Origin of the sequence: Aphanothece stagnina RSMan2012 (assembly GCF_046764815.1) — a bacterium.
Lineage (GTDB): Bacteria > Cyanobacteriota > Cyanobacteriia > PCC-6307 > Cyanobiaceae > NIES-981.
Window position 1 is genome coordinate 89,871 of record NZ_JBKOUC010000007.1, and the last position, 16,008, is coordinate 105,878.

Genomic DNA, 16,008 nt, shown 5'->3' on the forward strand with positions numbered 1-16,008 from the left:
CCCGGTGGGAAGCGCCCCCGAGTGGATGCCCCCCATGTTGACGAAAGGCAGCCTGAAACCGGAGGATTTGACATTGTCTTCTGATTGTGCGTCTGGCGTAATCGGTCGATGCCAGTCCCCGTCCGGGTTTTCCCCCTCGCCGGGCCTCTGCCATCCCCAGCCTGACCACGCCCCAACAGCCCATGACCCAAGCCAACGCCGTCAGCAGCGGCCCCTACGCCATCGTCGAGGCCTCCGGCCAGCAGTTCTGGCTGCAGCCCAACCGCTACTACGACCTCGACCGCCTCAACGCCGACGTCGATGACACCGTCACCCTGGATACGGTGCTGCTGGTGAACGACGGCAAGGCGGCCACCCTCGGCCAGCCGTACGTGAGCAACGCCAGCGTGGAGCTGAAGGTGCTCGCCCATCGCCGCGGTCCCAAGCTGATCGTCTACAAGATGCGCCCCAAGAAGAAAACCCGTCGCAAGAATGGCCACCGCCAGGAGCTCACCCGGGTGATGGTCCAGGCGATCAACATCGGCGGCAAGGCGCTCGCCTGATCCCTCACCTCACTGTTCACCCCCTTCGCACCCTCCCCTCCATGGCCCACAAGAAAGGCACAGGCTCAACCCGCAACGGCCGCGATTCCAATTCCAAGCGCCTCGGCGTCAAGGCCTACGGCGGTGAGGCCGTGAACGCCGGCTCGATCCTGATCCGCCAGCGCGGCACCTCGGTGCTGCCCGGGGTCAATGTGGGCCGTGGCTCGGACGACACCCTGTTCGCCCTCATCGACGGGGTGGTGAGCTTCGACACGATCAAGCGCGGTCTGCGCACCCGCAAGCGCATCAACGTCGCCCTGGGCTGAGCTCCTTCCTGGCCGTTCCGCCGGACCCGTCCAGCGCCCCCCCCAGCAAGGGCACTCAGGCCAGCCGGTAGGCACGGGTCGTGATCAGGTAGGGGTGGAACACCTCCAGGAACCGGTGCTGGAGGGTGCGGAAGAACCGCTCCACCAGCACGGGCTCGTCCAGGTGGAACGGGTACTCCCCTTGGAACCCCTTGAAGAAATACCAGTTCAGCAGCGCCGTGGCGCCAGGGGCCATGCGCCCGGCGAATTGTTCGAGCTGATCCGACGGATCAGCCAGGTGCTCCAGCACGTCAAGACAGACGATCGTGTCGAACCGATCGGGCAGGCTGGGATCCGCCAGATCCCTGTGGCAGGAGAGCTTCTTTCCAAGCCCGAGCCGAAGGGCCCTGGACTCCACACAGGCGCGGTTGTGGGGGTTCAGATCCACGAACCACACCTGGTCCACCTCGGGCAGAGCCGCCGCTGCAAGCGCGTGGCTGCCGATGCCGCCTCCGAAATCCAGCACCTGGCCGCGGGCGAAGCGCTGCTGCAACCGCAGCGTATCGGCGATGTAGTCGGCGCTGCCCAGATGCCAGGCGGCCAGCTCCAGAAGGTGCACGGTGCCCACGGTGTCCTCATAGAAGCGGGTGGCCTGCTCCAGGTCAAAGCCGCCCGGATGGAGGGCGGCCAGGGTCTCGGTGCTCTGGGGCAGACGGCGCTCCAGCTCTTCGGTGTCGATGCCGAGGTAGGTGGCGAGATGCTCCTTGAGGGCAAAACCATCGGCCAGGAACCGGTCTACTCCCAGTGCCGCTGCCACGGTGTCCTTCCCACTGCTGGCGCCAACCTACGTGCCCATCCGGCCCCGGCTCCCGCCGTTCAACCCAGTTCCGCCCCGTCACCAGGCACCTCCAACCAGCCCCGGAGCCAACCCGTGAGCGCGTAGAAGGGCAGCGTGTCGGCCAGCGCCGCCATGGCCTTGAACAGGTAGCCGCTGGCGATGTAGCTGACCAGCTGGGGCAGCACGGCCTCCCCGTCCCGGATCGGCAGCACATGGTTGGCGTAGTGGCTGATCAGCACCACGGCCGTGGTGTCCACCAGCTGGCTCACCAGGGTGGAACCGTTGTTGCGCAGCCAGAGGGCACGGCCGCTGCTGAGGCGCTTCCAGAAATGGAACAGGCGCACATCGGTGAACTGGGCCGCCAGGTAGGCCACCATCGAGGCCCCCACGGCGCCGAAGGCCAGGCGCTGCACCTCGAAGAAGGTGGCCTCCGGTGCCCCGGCCAGACCCGGCAGGATCCCTCCGAGCCAGAGGATCAGCACGATCCAGCCGTTGAGGGCCAATCCCACCCAGACCAGCTGGCCCGCCTTCTGCTCGCCCCAGATCTCGCTGATCAGATCGGTGCAGAGAAAGGTCACCGGGTAGGGCAGGGCCCCCACGGCGACCACGATCGGCCAGGAACCGATCGAACCGAGCTGCAGGAAGCGCGTCAGCCCCAGGATGTTCAGCATGCCCATGCTCCCGAGGAAGATCCCCGCCAGCACGAGGAACGCCAGGTCACGGCGCTGCTGCAGGGTCATCGGAGCGGGGCATGGGACCCTTCCAGGCTGATGGAGGTGCCCATGGCTGACCAGTGCTGCGGATTTCTGGTGCTCGACAAGCCCGCCGGACTCACCTCCCATGGCTGCGTGGCCCGGATCCGGCGGGCCTATGGCCTGCGGCGGGTGGGCCATGGCGGCACCCTGGATCCCGCGGTCACCGGGGTGCTGCCCATCGCACTCGGGCCGGCCACCCGGCTGCTTCCCTACCTGGTGGGGGACAAGGCCTACGAGGGCACCGTGCAGCTGGGGGTGCGCACCGGCAGCGACGATCTGGAGGGGGAGGTGCTGGAGCGGCGACCCGTGCCCCCCCTGGAGCCCGCAGATCTGGAGGCAGCCCTGGCCCTGTTCCGCGGAGCGATCCTGCAGGTGCCCCCCCAGATCTCGGCGGTGCACCTCAACGGAGAGCGGGCCTACGTCCGCGCCCGCCGCGGCGAGCAGCTCAGCCTGGCGGCCCGGCCTGTGACCATCACGCAGCTGGAGCTGCGCCACTGGGATCAGGCCACCGGCCTGCTCAGCCTGGCGGTGCGCTGCTCCGCCGGCACCTACATCCGCTCCCTGGCACGGGATCTGGGGGAGGCCCTGCACTGCGGCGGCAGCCTGGCCACCCTGCGGCGCACCGAGGCGCTGGGCTTCCGCCTGGAGCAGGCGGTTGCACTCGAAGCCCTCGCCTCGCCGCCCCTCCCGCCCCTGCTCGACCCCCTCGTCGCGCTGGGGCATCTGCCGCGGCGGCGGCTGCAGCCCAGCGAATGGGCGGGCTGGCGCTGCGGACGGGCCCTCGAGGCCGAGGCGCTCCACCCTGCGGAGCAGGCCGTGGCCGTGCTGGAGCCGGATGGCAACCTGGCAGGGCTGGCACTGGCCACAACCGACGGCCGACTGCAACCCCGGTTGGTCTTCGACGCGGCCGGCTGACCGCCAGCCGCTCCTGCACTCCGTCCCCCTGTTCGTTCCGATGGCCGGCCACAGCAAATGGGCCCAGATCAAGCGCACCAAGGCCGTCGTCGACGCCAAGCGCGGGGCCGTGTTCACCCGTCTGGGTCGGGAGATCACGGTGGCCGCCCGAGGCGGCCCCGACCCCGCCGGCAACTTCCAGCTGCGCACGGCCATCGAGAAGGCCAAGGCTGCCGGGGTGCCGAACGGCAACATCGAGCGGGCGATCCTGAAGGGCTCAGGCCAGCTGGGGGGAGAGGGCGACCAGTTCGAAGCGGTTCGCTACGAGGGCTACGGGCCGGGGGGGGTGGCCGTGCTGATCGAGGCGTTCACGGACAACCGCAACCGCACCGCCGCCGACGTTCGTCTGGCCTTCAGCAAGCACGGCGGCAATCTGGGCGAAACGGGCTGCGTGGGCTATCTGTTCGAGCAGCGCAGCGTGGCCCGGATCACCCAACCTGACCTCAGCGAGGACAGCCTGCTCGAGGCGCTGCTGAGCCTTGAAAATGAGACCGGGGTCCAGCTGCTCGGCTACGCGTTCAGCGGCGACGGCGCCGAGGTGTTCGCCCCCTTCGCCCAGCTCGAGGCCCTCCAGGATGGACTGCGGGCCCGGGGCCTGGTCGTGGAGACCTGGGAACACCGCTGGATTCCTCAGACCCTCTGCAACCTCAGCGATGCCGAGCAACTCCGCAGCAGCCTGAAGATGCTGGATGCCCTGGAGGAGCTCGATGACGTCCGCAGCGTGACCTCCAATCTGGAAGCCGATGAGGAGCTGATCGAAGCGGTGGTGGCCTGAAAGGCGAACTGCATACCCCTTGGGCAGAAGCCGGCATGCCCAGCAAGGCTCAGCTGCCCAGCCTGCCGACCAGGAAGGAACTCAGAGATAGCAACAACAATGAAATGCAGTAATAGAGCAAACTCATGCCATCAGAGAGCGGCAAGGCCAGCATTGCCTTGAACGCAAATACCACCAGGGCAATCACGAGCACCTTGACAAGCTTTTTCTTGAGGTCATCAAGGCTGGCCACCTCAAGCACACCCTTGAACCCCTTGGATTCCTCATTCCTTGCAGGATCAATCGCCGAGATCAGCAACTCATATGTTCCATAGCTGAAGATCAGCAAGGCTATGCCAATCAAGTACAGATCAACACCACCGATAAAGCCACCCAGAACGCGCGCAAGCACTTTCTGCTCCGTACCGGAGCTCTGCAGCATCACCTCAAGGGCATAAAAGGTTTCCCTCGTTCCCAGGATGAAGGTGGCCAGGCTGCTCAAGGCCGTCATCAGGACAGGCAGAATGCCAATGAGCCTGAAGCGCCAGAATATCTTTTCAAACCTGGACTCAAGCCAACCGATGAAGCGCGACGATCGGACCACAGGGCCATCCAAGTTTCTGCTGATTGGATCATGACACCGACCTGAAGCCCCGCCTGAGCGCGATCGCTGCCACCCTCCACAGGCATGGCGTCCAGGCTGATGTTGTGCGCTGTGAGGCGTCCCGGTCATGAGCGTGGGGCTGGGGTCGGCGGCCCCGGGGCCGGGCGGGCGACCATGCCCTCAGGCGCCAGTGAGCGCCGCCCGATCGGCCAGCACCGTGACGCAGGGGTGCTGCCTGAGCCAGCTGCCGGGCAGAGCCGCCGAGGGCGACTCGGTGAGCAGGCGACGCAGCACCGGGGCCTTCGCCACACCGGTGACCACCAGAAGGATGCGGCGGGCCGCCAGGATCTCGGCCATCCCCAGGCTGATCGCCCGGTGGGGCACGGCAAGCGGATCCCCGCCGAAGGCCGCTGCGTTCTGCCGCCGGGTCATGGCACTGAGCTCGACGCAGCGGCAGGGAGCGTCGGCGGCACAGGGCGGCTCGTTGAATCCGACATGGCCATTGAGTCCCAGGCCGAGCAACTGCAGTCCGATCCCCCCGTTCCGGGCCAGCTCGGCGGCATAGCGCCGGGCTTCGGCCGCAGGGTCCGGCGCCAGGGCATCCGGAAGCCGCACCCGCTCGGACACCAACCCGAGGGGCTGGACCAGCCGGCTGGCCATGAAGGCCGCGAAGGAGCGTGGATCAGCCGGAGACAACCCCACATAGTCATCAAGGTTGAAGCTGAGCCAGTTCCGCAGCACGGCCCGGCGGTCCGCCTCGGGCTGGGCGTGGATCAGACTCACCAGGGCCGCGTAGACCGGCTCCATGGTGCGGCCCGTGGCCAGACCGAGCGGCAGCTGGGGGCCTTCGCTGCGGGCCTCGAGCAGACGCTTGGCGGCCAGTTGGGCGGCGGCGGCGGGGTCGTCCAGCTGGATCAGCTCCAGCTGAGGAGTCGGGCTCAAGGGGTGGGGTAGCGGCGCAGCTGGGTGCCTCGAAAGTAGTGGCTGAGGATCCGCTCGTGGTCCTCGCCCCGCTCCGCCAGGGCCAGGGCCCCCCACTGGCTCATGCCGACCCCATGGCCGTAGCCCCGGCCGATCGCCACGATCAAGGGCTGGGCGGTGGGGCGGGATCCGGTCCTGGGCGTCCAGCGTCCTGAAGCCCCGGGGGCCGTTCCCCCTCGCTGACCCGACGCCATCGGCATGCCGGTCGCCGAGTCCACCAGGGGTTCCGGCACCACCGGCGGGGGCGTGAGCGGCGGCAGGCCCGCCGCTGGCCTGGGCTCCAGCACCTCGAAGCGCACCTGGGTGCTGCGGAGGCCGAGCCGGCTGCGCAGCTGGGGCCCTGTCACCACCAGGGTTCCCGCGGGGCCGATCACCCGGGCCTGGCGCACCCGCCCGGTGGCTGTGGAGGCGACGATGTCGATGCGCTGAACGCCACCGATCTCTCCGAAGGCCTTGCGCAGCAGGTCGGGAGCCAGGGGCTGTTCCCACTGGTGCACAGGGCTGTTCTGGTCATAGTCCGGAACGCTCACCAGATAGGGCAGCTGCTGGCTCCAGAGATCGCCGCTGTTCTCGGTGCGCCCACCGCTGCTGCTGTGGAACACCGTGTTGGCAAGTTGGTCGCCATACATCAGCACCTGTCCACGGGTGCTGGCCACGGCCTGGCGTGTCGAGTCGGTTTCGGCCTCGACACCCTTGTACACCTGGCTCGACACCGTCGCCGTGAGGTCAAAGGCCGCGGCAGGCTTGCGCTGCCGCAGGGCATAGGTCCGCGCGGCGACGGCCTGGGCCCGCAGGGCGGCCTGGGGCCAGCGGGCCGGCATCTCGCTGGCCACCACGCTGGGCAGGTAATGCTCCACCCCGATGTGGTTGATGGCCTGGATCCGGCCGTCGATCAAGCGGAGCTGGAGGCGTCCCCGGTAGCGCCGCTCCTGAAGCCGGAAGACGCCGCCGTCGGCAGCTGTCTGGGCAGGCTTGAGATCGAGCCAGATTGAAGCGGCAGCCGGCAGAGCCGTGGTTCCCTCCCGGCCCCTGGCCTGGAGGCGGCCCTGAACCAGCCGCAGCTCCAGCGGGGAGCCGGGGGACAGTTCGATCCCTGCCGCCGATGGCCCCTCGGGCCTGAGCACCAGGGTGCGCTCCACCGCGGCCAGGCTGAGCACAGGCCCCTCCGCCAGCAGCACCCGGACGTCCGCTTCCCCCTGCTGGGCCTGGACGACCGGGGAGGGCAGAACGGCCGCCAGTGCCGAGAGGGACACCCCCACGGACAGCAGGGGCGGGATGCGGAACGGGAACGGCACGGTGGACCCGGCGCAGGGCGGTTCATTGTGACGGCGGTCCTGGGTTGGTGCCAGCGCCGACGTGGCAGCATGCGCCGGAGGCACAGGGGTCGTGCAGGTCACGTTTCTCGGCACCAGTTCCGGGGTGCCCACCCGCAGCCGCAATGTCTCCGGCGTGGCCCTGCGGCTGCCGCAGCGCAGCGAGCTCTGGCTGTTCGACTGCGGCGAGGGAACCCAGCACCAGTTCCTTCGCAGCGAACTGCGGGTGAGCCAGCTGCGGCGCATCTTCGTGACCCACATGCACGGCGACCACGTCTTCGGTCTGCCCGGCCTGCTCGCCAGCCTTGGGCTGGCCGGCACCTGCAAGGGCATCGATCTCTACGGCCCCGACCGCCTCCGGGACTACATCGAGGGGGTGCTGCACACCAGTTCGACCCGGATCGGCTACCCCGTGCGCCACCACCGGGTCCACCGTGCCGCCGAGGGCGGCACGGTCCTGCTGGACGATGCCGATCTGTCGGTGCGCTGCGCCCCCCTCACCCACCGGGTGCCGGCCTACGCCTACCGGGTGGACCAGAAGCCCCGGGCCGGGCGATTCGATGTGGAGCGGGCCCGGGCCCTGGGCATCCCCCCCGGGCCGATCTACGCCGACCTCAAACAGGGCCGCACCGTCACCCTCGAGGACGGACGGATCATCCGCGGGGCCAGCCTGTGCGGCCCCAGCCGCCCCGGGGCCAGTGTGGTGTATTGCACCGACACGGTCTTCTGCGAGGCCGCCGTCCGGCTGGCCGAGGGAGCCGACCTGCTCATCCACGAGAGCACCTTCTCCCACGCCGAGGCCGACCTGGCCTACCAGCGCCAGCACTCCACCAGCACCATGGCCGCCCAGACCGCCCTGGAGGCGGGGGTCAGGCAACTGGCCCTCACCCACCTCAGTCCGCGCTACGTGCCCGGCAACCCGATCGGTCCGGACGATCTGCTGGCGGAGGCCCGCGCCATCTTCGCCAACACCCTGCTGGCCCGGGATTTCCTGAGCATCACCGTGGTGCCGGAGGAACCCGAGGCCGCCACCGTGCCCACTCCATAGCCCTGCAACAGTTCGCCCGATTCCGCTCCGGAGCCCCCTTCCCCCGTGATACAAGGTCTCCGATGCGGTCTTCCCCGCCATACCGCCGGCTTCTCCCAATGGCCTCCACCCTTTTCACTTCTGCCCTCCGCAGAGCGCTTCGGGCCACCGCCCGTACCCTGCTGGCCCTGCCCCTGGCCCTGCTGCTCTGCCTCGGCTTCAGTGGCCAGGCCACAGCCGCCCAGTGGAGCACCGACCAGCTCACCGTTCCGGCCGGCCCCGATGGCAGCACGGTGACCTTCACCGAGCAGGAGATCAAGAGTGGCCGCAAGCTGTTCAACACCAGCTGCGGCGAATGCCACGCCGGCGGCATCACCAAGACCAACCAGAACGTGGGCCTGGATCCGGAGACCCTGGCGCTGGCCACCCCGTCCCGTGACAACCTCGAGGCCCTGGTGGACTACATCAAGGATCCGACCAGCTACGACGGGGAGTACAGCATCGCCGACCTGCACCCCAGCATGCGCAGCAGCGACATCTTCGTGAAGATGCGGGATCTCGACGACGAGGATCTGCGTCTGATGGCCGGCTACATCCTGGTGGCCCCCAAAGTGCAGGGCATCCAGTGGGGCGGCGGCAAGATCTACTTCTGACCCCTGCGGCCCTGCTCAGCTGATCCCAGCCGGTGTCCACGGACACCGGCTTTTTCATGCTCAGCCTGGGGTCTCCGGGCCCGCGGCTGGCGGTGACGGTGGTGATGACGGCGCGGTCGGTGGGGGTGGCCGATCATTGGAGGGGTCCAGGGACGCCGGCTGCTTGCTGTACCACCATTCCTGCAGGGCCGGACTGAGGCGCACCGGAAAGAGGGTGATCACGGTGCGGGTCGGCCGGGCCCCAGGCTGGAGCAGTTCCACCGCGTAGGAGGGACAGCGGCGGGCGGCCAGGTCGGCCACGAGGCGCCGCCCGACCCGTCGCCAGCTCGGCTCCTTGCTGCGCCAGGCAAGCCGGCAGCAGGGCCAGGGAAGCTCCTCCCGATCAAACAGGCGGCAGCAGGCCCCGAGCACCCGGTAGCTGTACTGCCCCCCCAGGCTGGTGTGCTCGCTGCCGGCAGGCAGGAGCAGCTGATCGGGCCCCGGCTGCTGCGATGGCTCCCGGCCGACGGGGTTGGCGCTGCCAGGGGCAGAAGGCACGGCGGCGAAGGGCGTCAGAGTGGACATGAAAAAGCCACCCCGCAGGGTGGCAGAGGGCCATCAGGCGTTGAAGCCGGGGCGCTCAGTAGAGCTCCTCTTCGGCGTGGGTCTTGATCGTGCAGTCACTGGTGGGGTAAGCGACGCAGGTGAGGACGAAACCTGCTTCGATCTGGTCGTCGTCGAGGAAGCTCTGGTCGGACTGATCAACGGTTCCGGCGGTCAGCTTGCCGGCGCAGGTGCTGCAGGCACCGGCGCGGCAGGAATAGGGGAGGTCGATGCCCTGCTCTTCAGCGGCGTCGAGGATGTACTGATCGTCAGGAACCTCGATGGTCTTGTTGAGGCCTTCGCTCTCGTTGATGAGGGTGACCTTGTAGGAAGCCATGGAAGGGATTGGGGCTCACAGGCACCCGGGCAGCCGGGCCTGTAGGACCCGCCCTTCATACATCCGCCACGGGCCATTCCTGCCGATTTTGGGGGGAGGAGGCTGGAAGGCCAATCAAAGGCACAGCACAGATCAGCGTGCCTTATGCAACTTCGGCGGGCTTCGTCAGGCCTTCCAGATCCGCAACAGCCCCCACTGGCTCTGCTGGGCGGCCAGCTCCGCATGCCATCCCTCCCCGGCCAGAACCCCCTCCAACCGCGGTGCCTGGTGAACCAGCAGACCGCTCAGCAACCCCACCCCACCGGGGGCCAGAACGGTGCTGAAGGCCGGGCAGAGGGCCTCGATCACCGGCGCCAGGATGTTGCACAGCAGCAGGTCGGCAGGGCCGGCGGTCAGCAGAGGGACCAGCTCCTCCACCGAGCCCTGCCGGGCAGCGAGGCGATCCTGGAAGCCACTCACGGCCGCGTTCTCGCGGGTGGCGCGCACCGCCAGCGGATCGACATCGACGGCCGCCACCCGGGCCGCCCCATGGAGCAGGGCGGCGATCCCGAGGATGCCGCTGCCGCAGCCCAGATCGGCCACCTGCCACCCCGCCAGCCCGGCAGGAGCAGGGCCGCCGTCGCCGCGCTCGAGGGCCAGCTCTTCGATCGCCTCCAGGCAGAGGCGGGTGGTGGGGTGGCTGCCCGTGCCGAAGGCACTGCCAGGGTCCATGCGGATCACCAGCCGATCGGCATGCTCCGGGGGCAGCTCCAGCCAGGCCGGCAGGATCAGCAGCCGCCGGCCCACCGGGTCAGGCTCCCAGTGCTCCTTCCAGCTGAGGCTCCAGTCCTCGTCGTCCTGACGCTCCCAGCGGACGGGAGCCGGCTCCAGGCCAAACGGTTCGGCCAGGGAGGCCAGGGCCTCCACCAGCCGGCGCCGCTCCGGCTCCGGCCAGTCGGCTTCGGGCAGCCACGCCACCAGCTGGCGCTGGGAGGGCTGCTCGGGCCGGTAGCGGATCGCCACCCGGGGGATGCCGAGCTGCTGGAGTTTCCAGAGGAGAGACTCCTCGAGCTCGGGGAGAGCCTCCTGCTCAAGGCGCCACCAGGAGAGGGGCATGGGATCGGCAGAGCGGGGGCTGGCTTCAGAGGGTGACGGGATGGGCTTCCTGAATCCCGTTGATGGCGTGGACGCAGGCCAGCAGGCTGGGGGGAATGGGGTCGTCCAGGCTGAGCACCATCACGGCATCGCCGCGCACGATGCGACGGCCCACCTGCATCGAGGCGATGTTCACGTTGTGCTCGCCAAGCACCGAACCGATCTGGCCGATGATCCCGGGCATGTCGCGGTGACGGGTGAACAGCATGTGACGGCTGGGCGTCACGTTCACCGGGAATTCGTCGATGCTGGTGACCCGCAGCTCCCCGTCCGCGAAGACGGCACCGGTGACGCTGTGGTTGCCCTTGCTGCTGCGGGAACTGAGCTGGAGCGAACCGCCGGCGTAGTCACGGGAGGCGGCGTCCTTGACCTCCAGCACATGGATGCCGCGGTCCTTGGCCTCCAGGCTGGCGTTCACGTAGTTGATCGAATCGCCGAGGGCGGTGGAGAGCATGCCCTTGAGGGCGGCCACCACCAGGGGCTGGGTGGGATGGGAGGCGAACTCCCCCTGGAGACGCACCTCGAGCTCGCTGATCGCCCCGCCGGCCAGCTGGCTGACCAGCTGGCCCAGGGTTTCGGCGAGCTGCAGATGGGGCTTCAGCTGCTCCATCACCTCGGCGTTCAGACCGGGGATGTTGACGGCGCTGCGGGCCGGCAGCCCGAGCAGCACATCGCGGATCTGCTCCGCCACGTCAATGGCCACGTTTTCCTGGGCCTCCGTGGTGCTGGCCCCCAGGTGGGGGGTGAGCACCAGCCGCTCACGCACCGTCCGCAGGGGCGAATCGGCCGCCAGGGGCTCCTTGGCATAGACATCCAGGGCGGCGCCGGCGATCACCCCCTGCTCAACCGCCTCGGCCAGGGCCGCCTCATCGACGATGCCGCCGCGGGCGCAGTTCACCAGCCGCGCCGTGGGCTTCATGGTGCGCAGCAACGCCGCGTTCACCAGGTTCTCGGTGTCGGGCGTGCGCGGCAGATGGAGGGTGATGTAATCGGCCTCGGCGAACAGCTCCGCCAGGGGCAGCAGCTTGACCTGCATCTGCTGGGCCCGCTCGGGTGAGACGAAGGGGTCGTAGGCCAGCAACTCCATGCCCATGGCGGTGGCCACCCGGGCCACGTGGGAGCCGATCTTGCCGAGACCCACCACGCCGAGCTTCTTCTTGTAAAGCTCATTGCCCACATAGGTCTTGCGGTCCCAGCCCCCCGCCATGGTGCTGGCGTGGGCATGGGGCACGTGCCGCGAGAGCGAGAGCATCAGGGCCAGGGCATGCTCGGCCGCGGCGATGGTGTTGCCCTCCGGCGAATTCACCACCAGCACCCCGCGCTTGGTGGCGGCCGGGACATCGACGTTGTCGACTCCCACACCGGCGCGCCCGATGATGCGGAGTTTGTCGGCAGCCTCGATGATGTCGGCGGTGACCGTGGTGCCCGAACGGATCATCAGGGCGTCGTAGTCGCCGATGATCTCCCTGAGCTGCTCGGGGGGCAGGCCGGTGCGCAGATCGACCTGGGCCACCTGGGACAGGATGTCGATCCCCGCCTGGTCGATGGGATCAGAAACGAGAACCTTTGTCATGCCCGGCGGGTGGGGAGGGGAAGCCGGAGGTGCAGTGTAGTGAGCAGCGAGAATCGGGGACAGCACGATTCTGAAGGGCAGGCAGCGTGGGAACGAGCGTGGTGGTGGTGCTCAACGACCGCAGGCGGCTGCAGCAGCTGCGGCAGAAGCTCTCCGAGCTGCAACCGCCGATGCTGGAGCTGGTGGCGATCGGCGAGCAGGAGACCCCCCTGACCGCCGTCGAACGGCTCAATCCGGCCGCCGCCCGGCGCAACCGCCAGCACAGCATGGCCCGCTGGCTGATCCCCTTCGGTTTCCTCGCCGGCCTCACCTTCACCTACATCACCGATCTGGACACCTTTGCCTTCGCCGGTGCCTGGAGCCAGCACCTGATCGGCGCACTGCTGGGCATGGGCTCCGGCTGGATGGGCAGCTTCGCGGCGGCCGCCAGCGTCAGCTCTGACGAGGACGACCGCATCCGCGGGCTGCGGAACCGTCTGGAAGAGGGCAGCTGGCTGCTGCTGGCCGAGACGGCGAACGGAGTCGAGATGCCCTGGGTCACGTTGCAGCAGGCCCGGCCCCAGGCCGTCGTCCGCCTGGCGGATCGCTGATGCTGCCCCGCCGTGAGCTGCTGGAGGGCAGCCGCAACCCCTCGGCCCTGGAGCCCGTGATCGCCGCCGCCGAGCAGGCGCTGCGCACCTGGGAGCCTCAGTGGACCGGTTTCCTGGAGGGGGCCGTTCGGGAGGAGGCCGAACAGCGCCTCGGCCAGCTGGCGGAGCTCGAGCTCCATGCCGAAGGGGGTTATCCGGGCGCCGAGCGCTGCCGGCTGCTGCTCCGCCGCCGCGATGCAGGGCTGGACCCTGCCCAGCTCCCGATCACCCTGACCGGTCTGGACATCCGCGGCAACTTCCTGTTCGATCCCTGCCAGCCGGATGACTTCCGAGCCGCCCTGGCGGCCTCGGGCCTGCCCGAGGCCGCCATCGGCGACGTGTGGGTGCGGGGGGACCGGGGAGCCCAGGCCATCGTCGACGCTGCTGCCGCGGCGCCGCTCTCGGAGGCGCCGCTCTCGGAGGCGCAGAGCCCGGTGGCGCAGAGCCTGGTGCGGGGCGTGGAGGTGACCGTCGAGACCGTGCCCCTGGAGCAGCTTCAGCTGCCCGTGCGCCGCCAGCCGCGCCGGTTCCACACCGTCGAGGCCTCTCTGCGACTGGATGCCGTCGCCTCAGCCGGCTTCGGACTCTCGCGCAGCCGCATGGCGGAACTGATCCGCGCCGGAGAGGTCAGGGTGAACTGGGTTCCCGTCACCGGCGCCAGTCGGGAACTGGCCTGCGGCGACCGCATCCATCTGGCCGGTCGGGGGGAACTGCTGCTGGAGACGGTCAGCCCCACCAAGCGGGAGCGCTGGCGGCTGGGGCTGATGCGCAGCTGAGCGGGTCTGCGGCAATGGGCTGCTGCAATGGGCCGCTGAACGGCAGGGGTCAGCCTGCTGCGAGGCCTGGGGAGCCGGCTGCTAAGTTGCTTGGGCTCCAGGGTTCGTCAAGCCCAGGGGATCGGTGGCTTCGTGATCAGCGAAGCCATCGGGATGACCACCCGGCTTTAGGTGAGCCACGGGCGATTAGCTCAGAGGTAGAGCACTACCTTGACACGGTAGGAGTCACTGGTTCGATTCCAGTATCGCCCACTTTTCATTCCTTCCGACAGGAAGTCTCCACGCCCCATGTCAGCCACGGCCCAGGATCTCACCGTGGTCATCGGCCTGGGACGGTCGGGGCGAGGGGCAGCCCGACTGTTGCAGAGCCAGGGGAAGCAGGTCTGCGTGGTCGAATCCTCACGAACCACCAGTCTCGAGCGGAGCGCCGCCGAGCTGGTGAACCAGGGCATCGATGTCCGCCTCGGCATGCCGCTGGAGCTCGCGAGCCTGGAACAGCTCGGCAGCCCCATCGGCAGGGTCATCGTCAGTCCCGGGGTCCGCTGGGACCACCCCACCCTCGAAGCCCTGCGGAAGCAGGGCATTGCCCTGGGTGGAGAGCTGGTTCCGGCCTGGGAAGCCAGCCGCCCCGTACCCTGGATCGGAATCACCGGCACGAACGGCAAGACCACGGTCACCCATCTGGTGAGCCATCTCCTGCAGGAGTGCGGCATCGATGCGCCGATGGCCGGGAACGTCGGCCGGTCGGCCGCAGAACTGGTTCTGGAGCGGCAGGATTCCGCGGCCGGCCTGCCGCCCTGGATGGTGGTGGAGCTGAGCAGCTACCAGATCGAGGCCGCGCCCGCGGTGGCTCCCCGGATCGGCATCTGGACGACGCTGACCCCGGACCATCTCGAGCGGCATGGCACCCTGACGGCCTACCGCGCCATCAAACGCAGCCTGCTGGAGCGGAGCGAGGTTCGGCTCCTGAACGCCGACGATCCCGACCTGCGTGCCCATGCAGCCAGCTGGGACCGGGCGAGCTGGATCACCGCCGGCCCGCGGGAGGCGATGCCCGAGGCCATTCGGCCCCGCCTCTGGATTCAGGCGAACCGGGTCTGGCAGGACAAGGGCGGGGAGCACCACGACCTCATGGCCGCCGACTGCCTGGCCATGCCCGGCGACCACAACCGCCAGAACATGCTCCTGGCTGCCGCCGTCGGCCTGGAAGTCGGCCTGAATGGCCCCCAGATGGAGCAGGCGTTCCGCCGGTTCCCTGGCGTTCCTCACCGCCTGGAGCGCATCCGTGAACTGGGCGGCCTCCTCTACTACAACGACAGCAAGGCCACCAACTACGACGCCGCCGAGGTGGCCCTGCGGGCCCTGGCAGGCCCCCTGGTGGTGCTCGCCGGAGGCCAGGCCAAGATCGGCGATGCCAGCGGCTGGATTCAGGCCCTGGAGCGGAAAGCCAGGGGCGTGGTGCTCTTCGGCCAGGCCAGCGCGGCCTTCCGGACCCTGCTGGAGCAGGGGAACTACAGCGGCACGATCAGCTGCTGCGACGACCTGGACGAGGCCGTACCGCTGGCCCACTTTCTTGCCAGACAGCTGGAGTGCAAAGCCGTGCTGCTCTCGCCGGCCTGCGCCAGTTTTGATCAATACGCAGACTTTGAGGCCCGTGGCGACCACTTCCGGGGGCTGGTTCTGGCACTGCGCGACTGAATCCCTGCGACTCAAGGCACCACCGAGCAAGGCCCTTAGCATGGCCTTGCTCGGTGGGAGAGCCATGGCCTACTGGTTGATGAAGAGCGAGCCCGAGGTCTACGGGATCGACGACCTCAGGGCCGAGGGGACGACCCTGTGGGATGGCATTCGCAACTACCAGGCCCGTAATTTCATGCGCAGCATGGAACCTGGTGACCTGGCATTTTTCTACCACTCGAATAGCAAGCCTCCGGGAATCGTGGGTCTGATGGAGGTCATCGAGACCCGATTGATCGATCCCAGTCAGTTTGATCCTCAGTCGAAATACTTTGATGCCAAGTCGAACCCAGACCAGCCCCGCTGGGACTGCGCCCGTTTGCGCTACAGCCGCACCTTCGCGCAGCTGCTGAGTCTCGAGGCGCTGAAGGACTCCTTCTCGGAGGAGGAACTCGGGGTCGTCCGCCGGGGCAATCGGCTGTCCATCCTTCCGGTTTCCGAGGCCACCGCCACCCGTCTGCTGAGGATGCTGGAAACCTGATGGAGAGCCCATCGCCTCTCCGATCCCCACGGCCATCGCCTCCGGCCATCTCGA

At 68.6% G+C, this 16,008-nt stretch carries 19 protein-coding genes and 1 tRNA gene; 11 read left to right on the forward strand and 9 right to left on the reverse strand.

The window, feature by feature from the left end:
• Nucleotides 1–182: 182 nt before the first annotated feature.
• Nucleotides 183–542 carry a 50S ribosomal protein L21 gene (gene rplU / locus ACLNEE_RS06490; protein ID WP_411421662.1) on the forward strand — a complete coding sequence of 120 codons (360 nt, stop codon included), beginning with the start codon at nucleotides 183–185 and terminating at the stop codon, nucleotides 540–542.
• Between the two features lie 41 nt (nucleotides 543–583).
• Nucleotides 584–847, forward strand: a complete 264-nt coding sequence (gene rpmA / locus ACLNEE_RS06495; protein WP_411421661.1) for a 50S ribosomal protein L27 — start codon at nucleotides 584–586, stop codon at nucleotides 845–847.
• Nucleotides 848–902: 55 nt separating this feature from the next.
• Here rpmA and ACLNEE_RS06500 read toward each other — a convergent pair whose 3' ends face one another.
• Both ACLNEE_RS06500 and ACLNEE_RS06505 read right to left on the reverse strand, forming a co-directional pair.
• A complete protein-coding gene (locus ACLNEE_RS06500) occupies nucleotides 903–1,643 on the reverse strand; it encodes a class I SAM-dependent methyltransferase (RefSeq protein ID WP_411421660.1) in 741 nt (246 codons plus the stop codon).
• Nucleotides 1,644–1,702: 59 nt separating this feature from the next.
• Nucleotides 1,703–2,404 (reverse strand): queuosine precursor transporter, encoded by a 702-nt coding sequence (locus ACLNEE_RS06505; protein WP_411421659.1) that lies wholly within the window; start codon nucleotides 2,402–2,404, stop codon nucleotides 1,703–1,705.
• Nucleotides 2,405–2,446: 42 nt separating this feature from the next.
• Here ACLNEE_RS06505 and truB point away from each other — a divergent pair, with 42 nt between their 5' ends.
• Together truB and ACLNEE_RS06515 are read left to right on the forward strand one after the other, a co-directional pair.
• The gene (gene truB, locus ACLNEE_RS06510; protein ID WP_412006913.1) at nucleotides 2,447–3,334 is read left to right on the forward strand and encodes a tRNA pseudouridine(55) synthase TruB; all 888 of its coding nucleotides are present in this window, start codon (nucleotides 2,447–2,449) and stop codon (nucleotides 3,332–3,334) included.
• Between the two features lie 40 nt (nucleotides 3,335–3,374).
• Nucleotides 3,375–4,148, forward strand: a complete 774-nt coding sequence (locus ACLNEE_RS06515; protein WP_411421657.1) for a YebC/PmpR family DNA-binding transcriptional regulator — start codon at nucleotides 3,375–3,377, stop codon at nucleotides 4,146–4,148.
• A gap of 49 nt (nucleotides 4,149–4,197) precedes the next feature.
• Here the strand turns inward: ACLNEE_RS06515 and ACLNEE_RS06520 are convergent, their stop codons facing one another.
• From ACLNEE_RS06520 to ACLNEE_RS06530, 3 genes are read right to left on the reverse strand one after another with little or no spacing between them, the layout of a single operon-like run.
• Nucleotides 4,198–4,860, reverse strand: a complete 663-nt coding sequence (locus ACLNEE_RS06520; protein WP_411421656.1) for a YqhA family protein — start codon at nucleotides 4,858–4,860, stop codon at nucleotides 4,198–4,200.
• A gap of 51 nt (nucleotides 4,861–4,911) precedes the next feature.
• On the reverse strand, nucleotides 4,912–5,673 hold the full coding sequence (locus tag ACLNEE_RS06525) for a 6-phosphogluconolactonase (RefSeq protein ID WP_411421655.1): 762 nt from the start codon (nucleotides 5,671–5,673) through the stop codon (nucleotides 4,912–4,914).
• On the reverse strand, nucleotides 5,670–7,007 hold the full coding sequence (locus ACLNEE_RS06530; protein WP_412006914.1) for a SpoIID/LytB domain-containing protein: 1,338 nt from the start codon (nucleotides 7,005–7,007) through the stop codon (nucleotides 5,670–5,672). The genes ACLNEE_RS06525 and ACLNEE_RS06530 overlap by 4 nt, the downstream gene beginning before the upstream one ends.
• Before the next feature lie 91 nt (nucleotides 7,008–7,098).
• Here ACLNEE_RS06530 and rnz point away from each other — a divergent pair, with 91 nt between their 5' ends.
• Both rnz and psbV read left to right on the forward strand, forming a co-directional pair.
• Nucleotides 7,099–8,073 (forward strand): ribonuclease Z, encoded by a 975-nt coding sequence (rnz, locus tag ACLNEE_RS06535; RefSeq protein ID WP_411421653.1) that lies wholly within the window; start codon nucleotides 7,099–7,101, stop codon nucleotides 8,071–8,073.
• 98 nt (nucleotides 8,074–8,171) lie between these two features.
• Nucleotides 8,172–8,705, forward strand: a complete 534-nt coding sequence (gene psbV, locus ACLNEE_RS06540) for a photosystem II cytochrome c-550 (protein ID WP_411421652.1) — start codon at nucleotides 8,172–8,174, stop codon at nucleotides 8,703–8,705.
• A 60-nt stretch (nucleotides 8,706–8,765) separates the two neighbouring features.
• Here the strand turns inward: psbV and ACLNEE_RS06545 are convergent, their stop codons facing one another.
• The 4 genes from ACLNEE_RS06545 to serA all read right to left on the reverse strand — a co-directional run bounded on the left by ACLNEE_RS06545 (nucleotide 8,766) and on the right by serA (nucleotide 12,331).
• Nucleotides 8,766–9,269 (reverse strand): hypothetical protein, encoded by a 504-nt coding sequence (locus tag ACLNEE_RS06545; RefSeq protein ID WP_411421651.1) that lies wholly within the window; start codon nucleotides 9,267–9,269, stop codon nucleotides 8,766–8,768.
• Between the two features lie 55 nt (nucleotides 9,270–9,324).
• On the reverse strand, nucleotides 9,325–9,624 hold the full coding sequence (locus ACLNEE_RS06550) for a ferredoxin (RefSeq protein WP_411421650.1): 300 nt from the start codon (nucleotides 9,622–9,624) through the stop codon (nucleotides 9,325–9,327).
• Between the two features lie 165 nt (nucleotides 9,625–9,789).
• Nucleotides 9,790–10,719, reverse strand: coding sequence for a 50S ribosomal protein L11 methyltransferase (gene prmA, locus ACLNEE_RS06555; protein ID WP_411421649.1), 930 nt, complete (start codon nucleotides 10,717–10,719; stop codon nucleotides 9,790–9,792).
• A 25-nt stretch (nucleotides 10,720–10,744) separates the two neighbouring features.
• Nucleotides 10,745–12,331 carry a phosphoglycerate dehydrogenase gene (gene serA / locus ACLNEE_RS06560; protein WP_411421648.1) on the reverse strand — a complete coding sequence of 529 codons (1,587 nt, stop codon included), beginning with the start codon at nucleotides 12,329–12,331 and terminating at the stop codon, nucleotides 10,745–10,747.
• An 86-nt stretch (nucleotides 12,332–12,417) separates the two neighbouring features.
• Between serA and ACLNEE_RS06565 the strand changes: the two genes are divergently transcribed.
• The 5 genes from ACLNEE_RS06565 (at nucleotide 12,418) to ACLNEE_RS06585 (ending at nucleotide 15,954) form a co-directional block, all read left to right on the forward strand.
• Entirely contained in the window at nucleotides 12,418–12,921 is a 504-nt protein-coding gene (locus ACLNEE_RS06565; RefSeq protein WP_412006915.1) for a hypothetical protein, read from the forward strand.
• Nucleotides 12,921–13,736, forward strand: a complete 816-nt coding sequence (locus tag ACLNEE_RS06570) for a photosystem II S4 domain protein (protein WP_411421646.1) — start codon at nucleotides 12,921–12,923, stop codon at nucleotides 13,734–13,736. The genes ACLNEE_RS06565 and ACLNEE_RS06570 overlap by 1 nt, the downstream gene beginning before the upstream one ends.
• Before the next feature lie 180 nt (nucleotides 13,737–13,916).
• A tRNA-Val gene (locus ACLNEE_RS06575) sits at nucleotides 13,917–13,988 on the forward strand.
• A 36-nt stretch (nucleotides 13,989–14,024) separates the two neighbouring features.
• The gene (murD, locus tag ACLNEE_RS06580) at nucleotides 14,025–15,434 is read left to right on the forward strand and encodes a UDP-N-acetylmuramoyl-L-alanine--D-glutamate ligase (protein ID WP_411421645.1); all 1,410 of its coding nucleotides are present in this window, start codon (nucleotides 14,025–14,027) and stop codon (nucleotides 15,432–15,434) included.
• A 40-nt stretch (nucleotides 15,435–15,474) separates the two neighbouring features.
• Entirely contained in the window at nucleotides 15,475–15,954 is a 480-nt protein-coding gene (locus ACLNEE_RS06585; protein ID WP_412006916.1) for an EVE domain-containing protein, read from the forward strand.
• Nucleotides 15,955–16,008: the final 54 nt, after the last annotated feature.